The 14,595-nt window shown below is 64.1% G+C and carries 27 protein-coding genes and 1 pseudogene; 27 read left to right on the top strand and 1 reads right to left on the bottom strand.

Features of this window, described 5'->3' with window-relative positions; all coding sequences use genetic code 11:
• The first annotated feature begins 129 nt into the window (after window positions 1–129).
• The 26 genes and pseudogenes from ACFQZQ_RS03040 to ACFQZQ_RS02915 all read left to right on the top strand — a co-directional run bounded on the left by ACFQZQ_RS03040 (window position 130) and on the right by ACFQZQ_RS02915 (window position 13,293).
• Window positions 130–474: a nuclease domain-containing protein gene (locus ACFQZQ_RS03040; protein ID WP_386811199.1), complete on the top strand. Its 345-nt coding sequence runs from the start codon at window positions 130–132 to the stop codon at window positions 472–474.
• Window positions 471–743, top strand: a complete 273-nt coding sequence (locus ACFQZQ_RS03035; RefSeq protein ID WP_386811198.1) for a hypothetical protein — start codon at window positions 471–473, stop codon at window positions 741–743. The genes ACFQZQ_RS03040 and ACFQZQ_RS03035 overlap by 4 nt, the downstream gene beginning before the upstream one ends.
• Entirely contained in the window at window positions 740–931 is a 192-nt protein-coding gene (locus tag ACFQZQ_RS03030; protein ID WP_386811197.1) for a hypothetical protein, read from the top strand. Before ACFQZQ_RS03035 ends, ACFQZQ_RS03030 begins: the two co-directional genes overlap by 4 nt.
• The gene (locus tag ACFQZQ_RS03025) at window positions 928–1,374 is read left to right on the top strand and encodes a hypothetical protein (RefSeq protein ID WP_386811196.1); all 447 of its coding nucleotides are present in this window, start codon (window positions 928–930) and stop codon (window positions 1,372–1,374) included. Before ACFQZQ_RS03030 ends, ACFQZQ_RS03025 begins: the two co-directional genes overlap by 4 nt.
• Window positions 1,375–1,378: 4 nt before the next feature.
• The gene (locus ACFQZQ_RS03020) at window positions 1,379–1,576 is read left to right on the top strand and encodes a hypothetical protein (protein ID WP_386811195.1); all 198 of its coding nucleotides are present in this window, start codon (window positions 1,379–1,381) and stop codon (window positions 1,574–1,576) included.
• Window positions 1,573–1,752, top strand: coding sequence for a hypothetical protein (locus tag ACFQZQ_RS03015; RefSeq protein WP_386811194.1), 180 nt, complete (start codon window positions 1,573–1,575; stop codon window positions 1,750–1,752). The genes ACFQZQ_RS03020 and ACFQZQ_RS03015 overlap by 4 nt, the downstream gene beginning before the upstream one ends.
• On the top strand, window positions 1,749–2,306 hold the full coding sequence (locus ACFQZQ_RS03010) for a hypothetical protein (RefSeq protein WP_386811193.1): 558 nt from the start codon (window positions 1,749–1,751) through the stop codon (window positions 2,304–2,306). The genes ACFQZQ_RS03015 and ACFQZQ_RS03010 overlap by 4 nt, the downstream gene beginning before the upstream one ends.
• Entirely contained in the window at window positions 2,303–2,521 is a 219-nt protein-coding gene (locus ACFQZQ_RS03005; protein ID WP_386811192.1) for a hypothetical protein, read from the top strand. The genes ACFQZQ_RS03010 and ACFQZQ_RS03005 overlap by 4 nt, the downstream gene beginning before the upstream one ends.
• 217 nt (window positions 2,522–2,738) lie before the next feature.
• Window positions 2,739–2,984 (top strand): hypothetical protein, encoded by a 246-nt coding sequence (locus ACFQZQ_RS03000; RefSeq protein WP_386811191.1) that lies wholly within the window; start codon window positions 2,739–2,741, stop codon window positions 2,982–2,984.
• Window positions 2,981–3,571, top strand: coding sequence for a hypothetical protein (locus tag ACFQZQ_RS02995; RefSeq protein ID WP_386811190.1), 591 nt, complete (start codon window positions 2,981–2,983; stop codon window positions 3,569–3,571). Before ACFQZQ_RS03000 ends, ACFQZQ_RS02995 begins: the two co-directional genes overlap by 4 nt.
• Window positions 3,571–3,792: a hypothetical protein gene (locus ACFQZQ_RS02990; protein WP_386811189.1), complete on the top strand. Its 222-nt coding sequence runs from the start codon at window positions 3,571–3,573 to the stop codon at window positions 3,790–3,792. The genes ACFQZQ_RS02995 and ACFQZQ_RS02990 overlap by 1 nt, the downstream gene beginning before the upstream one ends.
• Window positions 3,793–3,975: 183 nt before the next feature.
• Entirely contained in the window at window positions 3,976–4,224 is a 249-nt protein-coding gene (locus tag ACFQZQ_RS02985) for a holin (protein ID WP_386811188.1), read from the top strand.
• Complete coding sequence (locus ACFQZQ_RS02980) at window positions 4,221–4,691, top strand: lysozyme (RefSeq protein WP_386811187.1); 471 nt, start codon at window positions 4,221–4,223, stop codon at window positions 4,689–4,691. The genes ACFQZQ_RS02985 and ACFQZQ_RS02980 overlap by 4 nt, the downstream gene beginning before the upstream one ends.
• Entirely contained in the window at window positions 4,688–4,822 is a 135-nt protein-coding gene (locus tag ACFQZQ_RS02975) for a hypothetical protein (protein WP_386811186.1), read from the top strand. The genes ACFQZQ_RS02980 and ACFQZQ_RS02975 overlap by 4 nt, the downstream gene beginning before the upstream one ends.
• A gap of 69 nt (window positions 4,823–4,891) precedes the next feature.
• Entirely contained in the window at window positions 4,892–5,482 is a 591-nt protein-coding gene (locus tag ACFQZQ_RS02970; RefSeq protein ID WP_386811185.1) for a trypsin-like serine peptidase, read from the top strand.
• Window positions 5,479–5,823, top strand: coding sequence for a hypothetical protein (locus ACFQZQ_RS02965; RefSeq protein ID WP_386811184.1), 345 nt, complete (start codon window positions 5,479–5,481; stop codon window positions 5,821–5,823). Before ACFQZQ_RS02970 ends, ACFQZQ_RS02965 begins: the two co-directional genes overlap by 4 nt.
• Window positions 5,824–5,827: 4 nt before the next feature.
• Window positions 5,828–5,965 (top strand): hypothetical protein, encoded by a 138-nt coding sequence (locus ACFQZQ_RS02960; protein WP_386811183.1) that lies wholly within the window; start codon window positions 5,828–5,830, stop codon window positions 5,963–5,965.
• A 387-nt stretch (window positions 5,966–6,352) separates the two neighbouring features.
• A complete protein-coding gene (locus ACFQZQ_RS02955) occupies window positions 6,353–6,868 on the top strand; it encodes a hypothetical protein (protein WP_386811182.1) in 516 nt (171 codons plus the stop codon).
• A 501-nt stretch (window positions 6,869–7,369) separates the two neighbouring features.
• Window positions 7,370–7,954 carry a hypothetical protein gene (locus tag ACFQZQ_RS02950; RefSeq protein ID WP_386811181.1) on the top strand — a complete coding sequence of 195 codons (585 nt, stop codon included), beginning with the start codon at window positions 7,370–7,372 and terminating at the stop codon, window positions 7,952–7,954.
• A gap of 42 nt (window positions 7,955–7,996) precedes the next feature.
• Complete coding sequence (locus ACFQZQ_RS02945) at window positions 7,997–8,872, top strand: hypothetical protein (protein WP_386811180.1); 876 nt, start codon at window positions 7,997–7,999, stop codon at window positions 8,870–8,872.
• Window positions 8,869–9,066, top strand: a complete 198-nt coding sequence (locus ACFQZQ_RS02940; RefSeq protein ID WP_386811179.1) for a hypothetical protein — start codon at window positions 8,869–8,871, stop codon at window positions 9,064–9,066. Before ACFQZQ_RS02945 ends, ACFQZQ_RS02940 begins: the two co-directional genes overlap by 4 nt.
• Window positions 9,063–9,215, top strand: a complete 153-nt coding sequence (locus ACFQZQ_RS02935; RefSeq protein WP_386811178.1) for a hypothetical protein — start codon at window positions 9,063–9,065, stop codon at window positions 9,213–9,215. Before ACFQZQ_RS02940 ends, ACFQZQ_RS02935 begins: the two co-directional genes overlap by 4 nt.
• A gap of 12 nt (window positions 9,216–9,227) precedes the next feature.
• Window positions 9,228–11,330 (top strand): annotated as a pseudogene (locus ACFQZQ_RS02930) (portal protein); the annotation flags it as partial.
• A gap of 41 nt (window positions 11,331–11,371) precedes the next feature.
• Window positions 11,372–11,737, top strand: a complete 366-nt coding sequence (locus tag ACFQZQ_RS02925) for a hypothetical protein (RefSeq protein WP_386811176.1) — start codon at window positions 11,372–11,374, stop codon at window positions 11,735–11,737.
• Window positions 11,738–11,740: 3 nt separating this feature from the next.
• Window positions 11,741–13,012 carry a hypothetical protein gene (locus tag ACFQZQ_RS02920; RefSeq protein ID WP_386811175.1) on the top strand — a complete coding sequence of 424 codons (1,272 nt, stop codon included), beginning with the start codon at window positions 11,741–11,743 and terminating at the stop codon, window positions 13,010–13,012.
• The gene (locus ACFQZQ_RS02915) at window positions 13,012–13,293 is read left to right on the top strand and encodes a hypothetical protein (RefSeq protein WP_386811174.1); all 282 of its coding nucleotides are present in this window, start codon (window positions 13,012–13,014) and stop codon (window positions 13,291–13,293) included. Before ACFQZQ_RS02920 ends, ACFQZQ_RS02915 begins: the two co-directional genes overlap by 1 nt.
• 288 nt (window positions 13,294–13,581) lie before the next feature.
• Here the strand turns inward: ACFQZQ_RS02915 and ACFQZQ_RS02910 are convergent, their stop codons facing one another.
• Window positions 13,582–14,166, bottom strand: a complete 585-nt coding sequence (locus ACFQZQ_RS02910) for a hypothetical protein (protein ID WP_386811173.1) — start codon at window positions 14,164–14,166, stop codon at window positions 13,582–13,584.
• A 15-nt stretch (window positions 14,167–14,181) separates the two neighbouring features.
• On the opposite strand from ACFQZQ_RS02910, the gene ACFQZQ_RS02905 reads away from it, so the two are divergent.
• On the top strand, window positions 14,182–14,592 hold the full coding sequence (locus ACFQZQ_RS02905) for a hypothetical protein (RefSeq protein ID WP_386811172.1): 411 nt from the start codon (window positions 14,182–14,184) through the stop codon (window positions 14,590–14,592).
• Window positions 14,593–14,595 lie beyond the last annotated feature (3 nt).

Here is a 14,595-nt window from a genome sequence, read left to right as displayed (position 1 = left end):
GCTTGAGAGGCGGATCAACAGAGTTTGCACGACCTGCTACCGGCATTGGGCCGGCCCCGTCGGTGAAGTAGTGGAGTACAGCCGGGCCGAATGGGACGCGCACATTGAGACGTCCTGGCGGGACAACCCATGAGCATCGTCTCCAAGAAGCTGCGGGAGTCTGCCGGCCATCCCGACGCGCATTGCATGCTGGAAATCGCGGGCGTGTGCGGCGACTCCACGACTGACAAAACGGCCGGCTGCGTGCTGTGCCATATCCGCTTGGTGGGCGAGGTCGGCGGCGGACAGAAGCCCGATGACCTTTGCGCCGCGTTCGGCTGCGGCCCGTGCCACACGGCGCTGGATAGCAACGGAACGGCGCACGGCTTGGTGCGCGGCAGTGAGGACTGGCTGTTCTATTCGCTAAGGGGCGTAGCGCGAACGCTGCGCTGGTGGATTGCGCACGACTTCATCTCAATCAAGGGGATCAAATGAGCATCATCGAGCCGATCATCGGCGAGCGTCAGTGCAGCAAGTGCCGCGCGTGCAAGCCGGTCACGGAGTTTCATCGCAAGCGGGGCGGATACGCGACGGCGTGCAAGCCGTGTACGTGCGCAGCGGTGGCGGGCCGCTACAAGGCGAAAAAGACCGATGGCCTTTGGGCGCTGGCTCCGTTCGCTGGCGCACACCGCGTATGGCAAGCGGTAGACCGGAAGATCCGCGCTCCGTTACCGGCCGTGTTCGCGCCGAGGATCGCAGCATGACCGACCACGACACCACGGAGCGGATCGCCCGCCAGATGTGCGACGAGCGCAACGGCGCGGGGCATTTCGACAAGCCCCGCACTAAGCGGAATCACTGGCGCAAGCGTGCGCGGAGGCTGCTAGAGATCAAGGCCGACTCACCGCCATGGATCACGCATCTGATGCGGGCGTGCGGGTGGCGGGTATGAGCCTGATTTTCGCAATCGACGTAGGCACCCACGAATCCGGCTGGGTGCGCTACGACGGCACGGTGCGCGAGTCGGGCGTGTTGGCTAACGACGACGTGCTGGCGATGGTCAAGGCCGATCAATCCGACGTGCTGGCTATCGAAGGATTCCTGGCGCGCGGCAACGTGATCGACAACAACTGCGTGCAGACGATCCGCTGGGAGGGCCGGTTCTTGCAGGCGTGGGGCTGCCCGGACGACGTGATGCTGGTGAGCCGGCGAGACGTGAAAAAGACGCTGGGGCTGCCGGGGTCGGCGAATGACGCGGCGGTCAACAAGCGGCTGCGGGAGTTGATCGGGGACAAGGGGACGAAGGCGCAGAAGGGGCCAACGTTTGGCGTCACGTCCCATGCGTGGCCAGCCTTGGGCGTGGCCTACACGGTTCGGAAAACTCTAGGGGAGTGAGGTCATGTCAGCGAGCAACCAAGCAATCGAGCAACTGTGCGCGGCGATGCTGGCCGAGGTAAGCAACGGCCGGTTTAGCGAGATGCCGCTCACGCTTGACTACCTGTGCCGCAAATACGAGGGAACCAGCCTCGCGCGGTACATGCAACGTAGATACAGAAACGCCAAAGAGCGGTTCAGTGTCGCCAGGGTAGCGGCATGAACTGGGCGGCGTTCCTTTGTGTGCTGGGCGGGTTCGCGGTGCTGATGACCTTTTGTGTCGTCGGGTCGATTGCGCTGGGCTGGCTTGTTGATGCGGTCGGCCCGCTGTGGGGGTTTGGGATTCTGTTCGGAGCATTCGGCCTCGGCGCGGCGATTGTCGCGGGGTTGAGCGGATGACCGTCATGCAGCCAGTAGGAGACTCCGTAGACGCCTGCGACATGCTCGACCGGCGCGTGGCGGCGTTCATCGGCGGCGCGCTCGATGAGGACGTGGCTTGGTGGTTCGGCATGGCGAATATGGTCGCGTCCGATCCAATTGGCCAGGCGCTGTACCTCGCTCACGTTGCGGACGAGGTGAGCCGGTTCCGTCAGATCAAGGATTGGGCGTATCGGGTGGCGGTGGAGTTCGTCGGCTCCAAGGGCGGCAAGCAGCGGCAGCGCAGCATGGTCGAAAGCTACCGGGTGGATTGGGGCCACGCGGCGGCCCGTGACGGGGCGGCAATCGCCCTGTTCGGCCATGAGGGCGTGCCGGGTATCGTGGCCCGTGCCGAGCAGTACAAGTGCGGCAAGCAGGCGTACCAAAGGGTGCGCGATGCGGTGCAGACGCGGACGACCGACCTAATCGGCGACTACCGCGTGGCGCTGCGCTGGGCGAAGGGCGAGATCCACCACGGCGATCACGTTGACCGCTGGGAACAGGTGACGGGCCGGAAATGGAGGGATGCGGAATGACCGAGGCAGAGTTTGACGAGGTGATTGCGGCCGACTTTGCCGATGCCCGGAGTATCAATATGTTCGGATCGTTCAAGGCGTGGAAAGCCAGCCTGCCGGGGCGTGAGTGGGTTCGGGCTGAGATGGTTACTGCCGAGCGTGGCCCGCCAGGATTCAAGGTGCCTTATGCGTGGCAGCCAGAGATGGCGTTCGGATGGCACAGCCGTCCACGTTAAGTGGGATGCAACTCTGACCGCCTGCTAACCTGAAATCTTGGGGTGCATTGCATCCCGCCCCGCCCACGATTCCAAGCGTAGCTCGCTGACGAGCAGCATCGAACCAAGTGGCTGCCGTCGCAAGACGCGCGGGGCATATTTCAAGGCCAGCGGCACAGGCAGCAGAGGCCGCCGCCCAGCCCCGCTACGGCGGGGTGTTCTATTTCCGAGGTGACGCATGGCAGCCGATCTCCGAGTTATCGAGGGTGGCGGCCAGCCTGAGCCTGATGCTGAGTCCATCGCCATTGCCGAACGCGCCGCTGCAAAGCTGGTCGCGACGGTGAAGGCTGGCGGGACGTTCTGGCTGCTGACCGAAGGCGACGAGATGGAGGTTGCCTACATTGGCGGCGCTCTGGAGCTTTCGGCGGTGGTCGAGGAAGTCGGCCGCGAAATGAAGCTGTCGGCGCTGGGCTTAGGCGAATGACCGCCGACGAGATCGTTAAGGAGATCACGCGGCGGGCCTGGAGCTTTGGCGTTGCGGTGCTGCTTGCTCCGGCCGAATCGGTCAAGAACGGCAACATCCGCAGTGGCGGGTGGTTCGATGGCGACTCGGCGCAGCCCGTGCTGGCCACGGCGGCCAGCGGCGACCCGTCGAGCTGGATCGGCACACTGCTGCACGAATACTGCCACCTGACCCAATGGGCCGAGGGCGCGCCGATATGGAAGGGCGCAGACGGGTGGGGAAAGGTCGGCCCGTGGCTGGACGGCAAGCAGGTTCGCGGCGTTGAGGCCGCCATTGCAGACGTTCGGGAGCTTGAGGCCGACTGCGAGCGCCGCACCGTTCGGTTGATCCGCGAGATGAACGCTCCGGTTGACCTTGACGAGTACATCCGCGCCGCAAACAGCTACGTCCATTTCTACAACGTGATGGCGGAAACCCGGAAGTGGTACGCCGAGGGGCGCGGCCCGTACTCGGTGCCGGAAGTTCTGGCTGCGGCTAACCCCACGCTGGACGCGGACTTCCGGAAGACGCCCGCGAAGCTCCGCAAGCTGCTGCTGACGTGTGTGTGATGCCCGAAAGGCTGCCTAACCTAGTCCTGGCGGCTGCCGACTCAGCCGAAGCGGCCGAGGGCAAGCCACTCAACGCCGTTTCCGTGTTCATCGTGTACGAGGACGAGGACGGCAAGTTCCACGCGGTCATTCACGCGCCCATCGGCCTACGCCGTTTGGCGTCAGAGACGATACAGCTCGCGACCGAGGCCGCGCACGATCCGGCTGCCGGGTTGCACTGAATTAGCTGCCCTCATCCGTCCCGCAATGGTCGGGCACCGATAGAGGCAGCGCCAAGTTGCCCCGGATACGCCACCGGGGTTTCCCGTTTGGATTGGCGTATGCCGGTCGCGGGTTGGCGGGTTTGGCACCGCAGCCAGTCATACGCGGCCGCGTAGGGGCTGGCCACCATTTCAGGACTCACGATGAACGAAACCTCTGACGCACTCGGATTGCTGGCGGCTAAGACAGCGACCTATGGCGGCGGTGCTTCGGCGTTCGTGTTCGGGCTGAGTGCCAATGAGGTCGCGGCGATTGTGGGCGCATTGGTGGCCGTGGTCGGCCTGTGCGTGCAGGTGTTCTACAACCGCCGCAAGGATCGCCGCGAGGCCGAGTACCACGCCGAGCGCATGACGTTCCGGGCGAAGTACATGGAGCCGGAGCAGTCCGAGTGAGTAACGGCAAGGTCATCGTTACCGGCGTACTTGCCGGCGCGATGGCAGCGGCTCTAGGCGTTGCAAGCTTCGTGAAGCCGTGGGAAGGCCGCAGGCTGACCCCGTATCAGGACATTGTGGGCGTCTGGACGTGGTGCGAAGGCATCACGCGGGGCGAGCGCCAGGATCGCTACACGCACGCTCAATGCGATGCGCTGCTGCGGAACGAGGTGGCCATCCACCTCAACGGGCTGGCTCAGTGCATTAGCCGTCCGCTAGAGCAGAACGAGTGGGTGGCCGTAGGGTCGCTGGGGTTCAACGTCGGCGTTGGGGCGCTATGCCGCTCAACGCTGGTCAAGCTGATTAACGCGGGCCAGCCGGCAACGGTGTGGTGCCGCCAGATATTGCGCTGGAACAAGGCAGGCGGGCGCGAGGTGCGCGGCCTGACACGTCGCCGTGTGGCTGAGTACGAGGTTTGCATCCAATGACCACCGACACCGCTCGCCGCTATCGGGCTATCACGGCCGCAATCGTTATCTCGGCCGTGTTCGTGTTCACCGGCTACGCGACGTTCGAGCAGTGGGCCGGGCTGGTGCGGGCAATGTTGGGGGTGGGGTGATGGGCGCATGGCCTGACAACGCGGACTTCCCTCTCGGTTACGACGAAGGCGACGCCAAGGGCGTATGACATGAAGATCGGAGCAACCATTCTGGCGTTCCTGTTCATGGGGGCGCTGAGTGGATGCGCCGACGCCCGCGACTTGCGGACTATCCGGCAGACGGCCTTGCGGCTTGAGTTCGAGCGCGGCGTCTGTAGCGGGACAGCGGTCGGGGTGAACGTCATAGCGACCGCACAACACTGTTTCGACGGCGGCGGGCGGCTGATCAAGATCAATGGCAAGGACGCCTACGCCCTAGAGACGGTGCGGGATGGCAAGGATCACGTGCTAGTTCGCGTATCGGCCAGGTTCAAGCATTGGGCGCAGATGGGCAGCCAGCCCGAGCAGGGCGACCGCATCCGCTGGGTGGGCCAGCCTAGCGGCGAGCCTGACGTTTACCGGCAGGGTTACGTGTCTCGGGTTCGGGACGGTGAGCTGTGGATTGACGCGCTGGCATTCCACGGAGACAGCGGTGCCGGGCTGATGAATGACGCCGGGCAGCTCGTCGGGATTCTCTACGGTGGCCGCCTGTTCGCCTCGTCTGCGGGGATGCGGATGCAGCTCACGGTAGCGAACGAGCTGGCGTTTACGGCGGCGGACTGGTTGGAGATAGCCAGGTGATCTGGCTAGCCCGCTACTGGAAGCCGATAGCCGTCCTAGTGCTGCTGCTGGCCGTGTACGGCTGGGGCCGCATGGACGGCAAGACCGGGGCCGAGTGGGCGTGCAATCAGGGGCGGCTAGCCGATTACGTGGCGGCACAGAAACGCTTGATAGCCGAACAAGCGCGCACGGCCAAGGCCGAGCAGGCGCTAGTGGACGCGCTGGGGAAGATCCCGCGCACAGGACAGAAGGTGATCAATGCGGTACGTGCCAACCCTACGCCTGACGTGTGCGTTGCTAGCGATCCTGTCGTTGACAGCCTGCAAGACGGTATCGACGCAGGTAAGGCAGCCACCCGCTAACGCGATGGTGTGGTGCGAGCGACTGGCCGACGTGCCGCGCGGGCTGACCTTTGACGAGGCGCTGCGCTGGATGGGCGGAACGATCGAGCAGTACAACCGATGCGCCGAGCGGCACAAGGCGCTGGTGGAGTGGGCTAAGTGAGCAAGGGAAGCGGCCGCCGCAAGGAAAACACGGCGCTAGTAGAGGCCAACTGGCCGTTCCCGGATCGGAAGGCTGCATCGACTCAATTGGGGCATGGCCGAGCGGCTCAGGCATCCGGCTCTAACCCGGAACAGGTGGGTTCGACTCCTACTGCCCCCGCCATATACATCAACCCGGAGACGGGCGCTTAGGTTGACGAGAACTGGTGGCCCACGGTGAACACGAATGGCTGAGCGCGGCGGATTCCTGAGCGGGTACAAGGGCAACGCGTTCCAGCGGTTCGGGCGTGCTGCGGTCAACGGGCTGCTTCCGGGCAACTAGAGGGCGGCAGACGGAACGCTCAACAACAAGGCGGTATGGCAGGGGCTGGGTGGGCGCGCGGCAAGCATGGCGGCTGGCTTTGTAGGTGGCCCTGGCGCTGCCGCTTTGGTCAACCGAGGCGCGGGCAGCCTGATCGACAACGGTACGCTGATTTCGCAGGGCAACGGCCCGCTGGCTCAGATGTTTGGGTTCGGCGCAGGCAGTCCGCAGGCAGTAGAGCGCCAGCCCACCGATATGCCGCAGTACGGCTTGCATGTGCAGAACCTTGGCATGGGCGGCCAGCCCGGCGGCTACAGCAATAGCCCGAACGTGAACACCATGCCGCCCGTAATGGCGGACAGCTTCGGCAACGGCTTCGGCACGGCTAACGTGTTCCAAGGCGGCCAAATGGGCGCGTGGCTCAACGGCGGCATGGCCAATCGCGGCTACGGCAGCCCTATGGGCAGCGTGAATCAGCGCAACGGCACGCAGAACATCATCAACGACGCTTGGGGCGAAGCTGCCCGAGGCTTCGGCGTAGGCGGTATGAGTGGCGGGGCGCGTGACGCTCCGATGCCCGGCCCCAAGCATCATCTCGTTTAACCAACCAACAGGGGCAACAATGTCAGTTCCGACCTTTCTGAATAACAAGCACGTGGTCATCATCGAGACCTAGAACGGGTTTGCGATTGCGCCGAGCGAAGCCTCCCGCGCAGAGGAGTGCGTAGTGTTCGAGACGTTCGACGCGCTGACCTACTACCTCGGCACCAACTTTGCGCCGCGTCCGGCGTAATTTCTAAAATAGAAGGCAGATAGAAATGGCCGGAAGAAAGCCCGGCACGCCCAAGACTGGCGGCCGCAAGCCTGGATCGACTAACAAGGCGACCGCTGCCCGTGAGGCCACGATAGCGGCCGAGGGCGTTACTCCGTTGGAGTACATGCTCAGGGTGATGCGGGACGCGGCAGCCGATGAGTCCAAGCGGCTAGACGCCGCCAAGGCTGCCGCTCCCTATGTCCACCCGCGCCTGTCTGCGGTCGAAATGAGCGGGACCATCGCTCAGCAGACCCACGAGGAATGGCTTGCCAGTCTCAAGTGATCCGCGAGTGCAACTCAAGGGTGATCTTGAGTTCTATTCGCGCAACTGCCTGAGCATCCGCCCCAAGGTCGGGCCGATTGAGCCGATTCTGTTCAACCGGGCGCAGCGGTACATCCATGAGCGCCTAGAGGAGCAGAAGGCCCGCACCGGTCGCGTGCGTGCGCTGATCCTCAAGGGCCGGCAGCAAGGGTGCAGCACCTATGTGGGCGCGCGGTACTACCACGCCACGACAATGGCGCAGGGTATCCGCACGTTCATCCTGACCCACGAGGATCAGGCGACTCAGAACCTGTTCGAGATGGTGAACAGGTATCACGAGCACTGCCCCGAGTTCGTCCGGCCGTCTACTAGCGCGGCCAACGCCAAAGAACTGTTCTTCGACGCGCTGGATAGTGGCTACAAGGTCGGCACGGCCGGCACCAAGGGCGTTGGCCGGTCGAGCACCATCCAGCTATTCCACGGCTCTGAGGTGGCGTTCTGGCCGCACGCGGAGACGCACGCGGCCGGCGTGTTGCAGGCGGTGCCGGATGCGCCAGGCACCGAGGTAATCCTCGAAAGCACGGCCAACGGCGTCGGCAACTTCTTCCATTAGAAGTGGCGGGATGCCGAGCGCGGCGTTGGCGACTTCATTGCGGTGTTCGTGCCGTGGTTCTGGCAGGAGGAATACCGCAAGGACGTGCCGGCCGACTTCACGCTGGACGCGGAGGAGCAGGAATACGCCGACCTGTACGAGCTGACGCTTGAGCAGATGGTGTGGCGTCGGAACAAGATCGGCGAGCTGAAAGACCCGTCGCTGTTCAAGCAGGAATACCCGGCCACGGCGGCTGAGGCGTTCCAGATGAGCGGCCACGACAGCTACATCACGCCGGCCTTGGTCGCCAGGGCGCGCAAGGCAGAGTGCGATGCGTCCGGCCCGCTGGTCATGGGATTAGACCCGGCCCGCTTCGGTGACGACGGCAGCGCGCTTGCCCGCAGGCGTGGCCGCAAGGTCAGCAAGGTGGAGCGCCGCTACAAGTTCGACACGATGGAGGTCGCGGGCTGGGCCAAGCAGGTGATCGACGCTGAGAAGCCCGTTCGCATGTTCATTGACGTGGGCGGGCTGGGCGCTGGTGTGTACGACCGCCTAAAGGAGCAGGGCTACGGCGAGATCGTCCGCGCGGTGAACTTCGCATCGAAGCCGATGGAGCCGCCCAAGTTTGACGACGAGGGCAAAGAGATTCCCGGCCCGCTGAACCGCCGCGCCGAGATGTGGATGAACAGCAAAGAGTGGCTTGAGGACGTGGCCGGCGCGGATATTCCCGACGACGACGCGCTCCAAGGCGATGCGTGCGGCCCAGGCTACAAGTACGACAGCCACGCGCGCCTGCAACTAGAGAAGAAAGAGGACATGCGCCGCCGTGGTGTCGCCAGCCCTGACGGCTGGGACGCGGTTGCGTTGACCTTCGCTGAGCCGGTCGGCCCGAATACCTTCGGCGGCGCTCTCAACTATCCAGACATGAGGGTTGCATGACCAAGCGCCGCTTCCGCCTAATTGATCTGGCCGCGATTCTCGGCGCGAAGCTTCCTAGCGCAAGCTATTGGGACGCGCCAGCTACAACCTACTGCGGCGACTACAGGCACGCCTTCGGCTCCGGTGGCGACGTGATCCGCTGGAAGCGAGCGCCAGAAGGCGTGCGTTGGCAGCACTACGGGGCCAAACGATGAAGATGCGCGACGACGAGCTGTGCAACCTGATCGACCGCGAGGCGCGCCAGTCCATCGGCGTGGACGATGCCTTTGCAGCCGACCGCACGCGCGCCATGGAGTTCTACATGGGCGAGGCCAACGGCGAGCTGGCACCGTCCGAGGTCTAGGGCCGCAGCAAGGTCGTCAGCAAGGATCTGCTCGATACGGTCGAGTGGGCCATGCCGGGGCTGATGGAAGCCCTTAGCGGCGACGAGATCGTCAGCTTTGAGCCGGACGCCGAGTCCGAGGAGAAGGGCGCGGACGACGCGACCAAGTACGTCAGCCACCTGATCTACGAGAAGAACGACGGCTTCGTCACCCTGCACGATGCGATCAAGTCCTGTCTGATCGCCCGCATGGGCGTTGTCAAGGTCTACTGCGACCGTTCGGAGGAGGAGAAGGAGGAGAAGTATCGCGGCATCTCCGCCATCGAGCTTCAGGCGTTGGAGTCCGATAGCGAAATCGAGGTGGTGTCCGCTGAGCCGTCCGAGTATCAGCCGCAGCTTATGGAAGGGATGCCGCCCGAGCTGGGTCAGGCGTTCGACGTGGTGTGCAAGCGCAAGCAGAACCGCGAACGGTTCGTTTGTGAGGGTGTGCCGCCCGAGGAAATCCGCATTGCCCGCGACTGCCGGACGATTGGCGACCTTCGCTTCATCGCGCATGAGGTCGAGCGCACCGCGTCTGACCTGATAACTGATGGCTGGCCGCGTTCGGAGGTCGATAAGATTCCGTCCGGCTCCACGGCTGAGGGCGAGTTTGAGCGTGACGCCCGCCACGACTATGACGGTTCGTGGGATCAGGACGACGACGGCGACGCCTCGCAGCGCAAGATTACGGTCACCGAGGCTTACATTCGCGTTGACTTCGACGGCGACGGCAAGGCCGAGTATCGCCGCGTCCTGAAGGCCGGCAAGTACATCCACGAGAACGAGGTGACCGACGACCACCCCTTCGCGGTGTTCTCGCCGATCCTGATGCCCTACAAGGTCATCGGCCTGAGCTTCTACGACCTGATCGAGGACTTGCAGCGGATCAAGACCGCGCTGACCCGCCAGGTGCTCGATAACGTCTACCTGAGCAACAACCCGCGCACCGAGGTTCTTGAGAATCAGGTCAATCTCGATGACCTGTTGAACCCGCGTCCGGGCGGCTTGGTGCGCGTCAAGCAGATTGGGGCGACCCGTGAGGTTGCGGTGCCGTTTGTGGCCTCCGCTGGGCTGGAGATCATCCAGCAGATCGACCAAGTACGCGACACCCGCTCAGGCGTCACCGAGGCCAACAGCGCGCTGAACGCCGAGTCGCTGGCCAAGGGTGCGATTGGCTCGGAGGGCGTGCAGTCGATGATGCAGGCCGGCGCACAGCGCCAGAAGCTCATCGCCCGCGTGCTGGCCGAGACGGGCCTGAAGCGCATGCACCTGTTGATGCTGAAGCTGGTGACGCAGTATCAAGACCGGCCGGCACAGATCAAGGTCACCGGCAGCTGGCTGGACATGGACCCACGCGAGTGGAAGAACGTCTACCGAGTATCGGTCAAGGTTGGGCTTGGGTCGCACGACAAGGCGCAGAAGATCGCCAACCTCACGCTGCTGGGCAACATGCAGAAAGAGATGCTGATGGGCGGCCTGATCGCCCCTGACGGCGTGATGCACACGGCTAACAAGCTCGCCAAGGCGATGGGCTACACCGACCCGGCCGAGTTCTTCCCGCCCGCACAGCCGCAGCCGCAGCAGCCCGATCCGGCCGTTGTGCTTGAGCAGATGAAGCAGCAGGGCGCGCAGCAGTTGGCCATGGTCAACGGGCAGGTTCAGCAGCAGCTCGCACAGGTCAAGTCACAGACCGACATGCAGACCGAGGCCATGAAGCAGGAGGCGCAGGCCCAGCAGGCGCAGCAGGAAACGCAGCTTGAGGCTGAGCGCAACGCCCTAGAGATGCAGAACACGATGGCCATTGAGCGGTACAAGGCCGAGCTGCACATGCAGACCGAGATCCAGAAGGCGCAGATCGCCCAGCAGACCGCGTTGCAGACCGCCGAGATCAGCCGCCGTACTGCGGTCGAGTCGGCTCAGGTCGGCAAGGGCGACGGCAAGGTGGGCGAGGACGGCAACGTGTCGCATCCGCTCGATGGCGTCATGCAGCAGCTAGGCGCGCTGATCGAGCAAGGCCAGCCCAAGCCCCGCCGCCGTAGCGGTTCAGCGGTTCGCGGCCCGGACGGTCGCCTTCACTTTGAAATCAACGAGGATTGACCGTGGCTGCTTACAACAAGTTCTAGGCGTGGGCCGACAACATGGTCGAGTCCGCCAATATGGCCTCCGATCAGTTCGTGGTGGCCCTGACCAACACAGCCCCGTCCGCGACCAACAGCATCCTCGCGGACATTACGCCGATCAGCTACACCAACCTAAGCAGCCGCAACCTGACCACGGCATCCAGCTCGCAGACGGCCGGCACGTACAGCCTGTCGCTGAGTGACCTGGTGCTGACGGCCTCGGGCGCGGTGGCGACGTTCCGCTACGTTGTCATCTACGACGACACGCCCACCTCTCCGGCTGACCCGCTGGTGTGCTGGTACGACTACGGCTCGGCGGTGACGATGGCCAGCGGCGAGACGTTCACCATCGACTTCGGCGCAAACCTCCTGACGCTGGCCTAAGTCGTGGCAATTACCCTCGGCGTACATGCGTCGGCGGGGTCGGCTGACGGCAACACTGCGGTAACGCCTGCACGGGCACTCACCACTGGCTCCGCCGTCATGGCGGTGGTGAGTTGGGGGGCGCTGACTGCTGGCGACGCGACGCTATCGGACAACGCCGGCAACACGTGGGTCAAGGTCGGCAGCGCGCTAGGGCCGTCTACGGGCGGTTCTGGCGGGTACAACTGCCGAGGCGTGATCTACAAGTGCGAGAGCTGCACGGGCCACGCTAGCTTCGTGCTGACGGCGACACGCTCGGGCGAATACCCGTCGGTTGCCTATCAGGAATACAAGGGCACGGGCATCACGGTCGAGGCGTTCGCGTCGGCCAACGATGCTGCCACGCCGTTCTCGTCGGGCAACGTGGGAACGCCTGCGGCCAATGGCGCGGGCCTGTTCGGCGCGTGGATACACAACGCCGCCAGCGGTGGGCCAGCGCTGGGCGTGAATTCGCCCATGACGGTGGTCGAGGCAGTCACCGACGTGGCGCAGTACTACCCCGTTGCGTTGGCTGCCGGATTGCAGGCCACGGCGGCGGCGTTCTCGGCGGACTTCACCACCACGGACACGGTGGGCGGAACGGCGGTGTTCGGCGCGTTCCTCAAGGAATCGAGCGGGCCTGCTGCCTACACACTTCCGGCCGATAGCGGCAGCTACGCGCTCACGGGTTCGGCGGCGAGCCTGCTGCACGGACGCAGCCAGGCGGCGGACAGCGGCAGTTACACGCTAACCGGCACCGATGCGTCGCTGAGGGTCGACCGCGTGCTCGCGGCGGCCAGCGGCTCGTATGCCCTCGCGGGTAGCGATGCGACGCTGGTTTATGCGACGAGTGGCAGCTACACGCTAACCGCCGAGCCGGGCAGCTACGTGCTGACGGGGTCGGATGCGCTGCTCATGTACTCGGGCAGTGCGGAAGTCCTGCCAACCCCGGCCGGCGATGGTGGCGGCCCACGCAAGCGACGCCGCTATCAGGTCGAGTGGAAGGGCGAGGTTGTCGAGTTCGACAATCAGGCCGATGCGCTGGCGTACCTCGCTGGGCTGAATGTTGAGGCGGCCGCGTCTAAGCCTGCCAAGAAGGCGGCAACGAAGGCCGAGCCTGCACGGTTCGACCTGGAGCCGGACGTTCCGAACCTCGTTCTGCCACCCGTTCTGCGCCGCATCCGCAAGGTAGCTCCGGCTGCACGGGTGGAATACGACGACCTAGAAGACTTACTGACCATTCTCATGGTGGCTTGATGACCGACAAGACCGAGCACGAAATTCTGCGCGGGCACGATGCGGAACTGCTGCTCTCGCACCCGCTACTGACTGATGCGTTCCAGATCATCGAACAGGAGTTGACCGAACAATGGCAAAACAGCCCCGCAAGGGATCAGGAGGGCCGCGAGAAGCTGTGGGTGAGCCTCAAGCTGCTGAAGCGCCTGCAAGGACAGTTAACGTCGGTGGTGGAGACGGGGCAGTTCGCAAAGGCCACGTTGGCCCAGCGAGTTGGGCAGAGGTTGAGCCAATCCTTCTGAAGATCGAGGCCGAGCATGGCCTGATCGGTCGAATCACCGTTCCCTTTTCCGCGCCGGAGTTGTACATCCGCCCATTCTTCGGTGCGCCCGTAGTCAAGGGTGAGCATTTTTCCGTGCTCCTGTGCAACGGAGTCACGCTGAAGTTCTAAGTTTTGCCTGCGGCTGGTCGCTGCGGATGAAGGTACGGCCTGCTATGAAGTCGGCATTGCGACCGATGGAGCCAGCCCTCTGGAACCGCAGCGAATGGGACAGCACAGGGGTTCGAGCCCCCCACGCAGGCTTTTTGTTTCAAGAAGGCAATCGCATCCCGCGATCAAGCCCGGCACCCGAGGTAGCACCATGACCAACGAGACAACCGGCAACCCGGATCTCGCCGAAGATAGCGGCGAGACCGGCGACGACGCTGCTATGGCCCTGCTGATGAGCCGAGAGGAATAGGCCGAGCAGGAGACGCCCGAGCCGAAGGAAGCGGCCGAAGAGGGCGAGGAAGCCCAAGAGTCCGAGGAGGCGGCAGAAGAGGTCGAAGCCGAGGACGACGATCCCGAGATTGACCTCGGCGACGAGAAAGTCAGGAAGTCCCAAGTTCTCGCGTGGAAAGCCGGCGAGATGAAGGACGCAGATTACCGTCGCAAGACGGCTGAAGCCGCAGAAGCCAAGCGTGAAGCGCAGGCCGAACGGGAGCAGGTTCGGGCGGAGCGTAGCCACTACGCCAACCACCTGGACGTTGTTCTCCACAGCCTGCAAACGCAGCTCATCGGTGACCAAGCTGAACTTGCGTAGCTGGCGCAGACCGATCCGGCCGAATGGGTCGCTCGAAACGCCGCATTCCAGCAGAAGTACGCGAACTACCAGCAGGCCGTACAGGAACGCCAACACCTCCAAGGCCGCATGACTGCGGAGCAGGAGCGTGAGCTGTCCGAGTACCGCAAGGCTGAGCGCGACAAGCTGCACGAAAAGCTGCCCGAGTGGCGCGATCCGGCGAAGGCTGGGGCCGAACAGAAGCTAGTTGCCGAATACCTGCTGGAAGCGGGCTATTCGGGCGAGGAGCTGAAAGAACTGTTCGACCACCGCGCGCTGATCGTGGCCCGTGAGGCGGCGTTGTGGCGGCAGCATCAAGCCGCCGTGAAGTCCGTCAAAGACAAGCAAACCAAATCCGAACCTGCCAAGGCCGTCAAACCCGGCCACGCGCAGGACAAACCATCGCAGCAGGTATCGAGGGTTGATGATCTCCGGAAACGCGCCCAACGAACGGGCAACCAGGATGACATTGCCGCGTACCTGATGGCAAAACAGGGATAACCC

It is taken from the genome of Lysobacter koreensis, assembly GCF_042677045.1.
GTDB lineage: Bacteria > Pseudomonadota > Gammaproteobacteria > Xanthomonadales > Xanthomonadaceae > Lysobacter_K > Lysobacter_K koreensis.
Note: the sequence above shows the minus strand (reverse complement) of the source record. Positions and strands in the feature narration are given on the sequence as shown.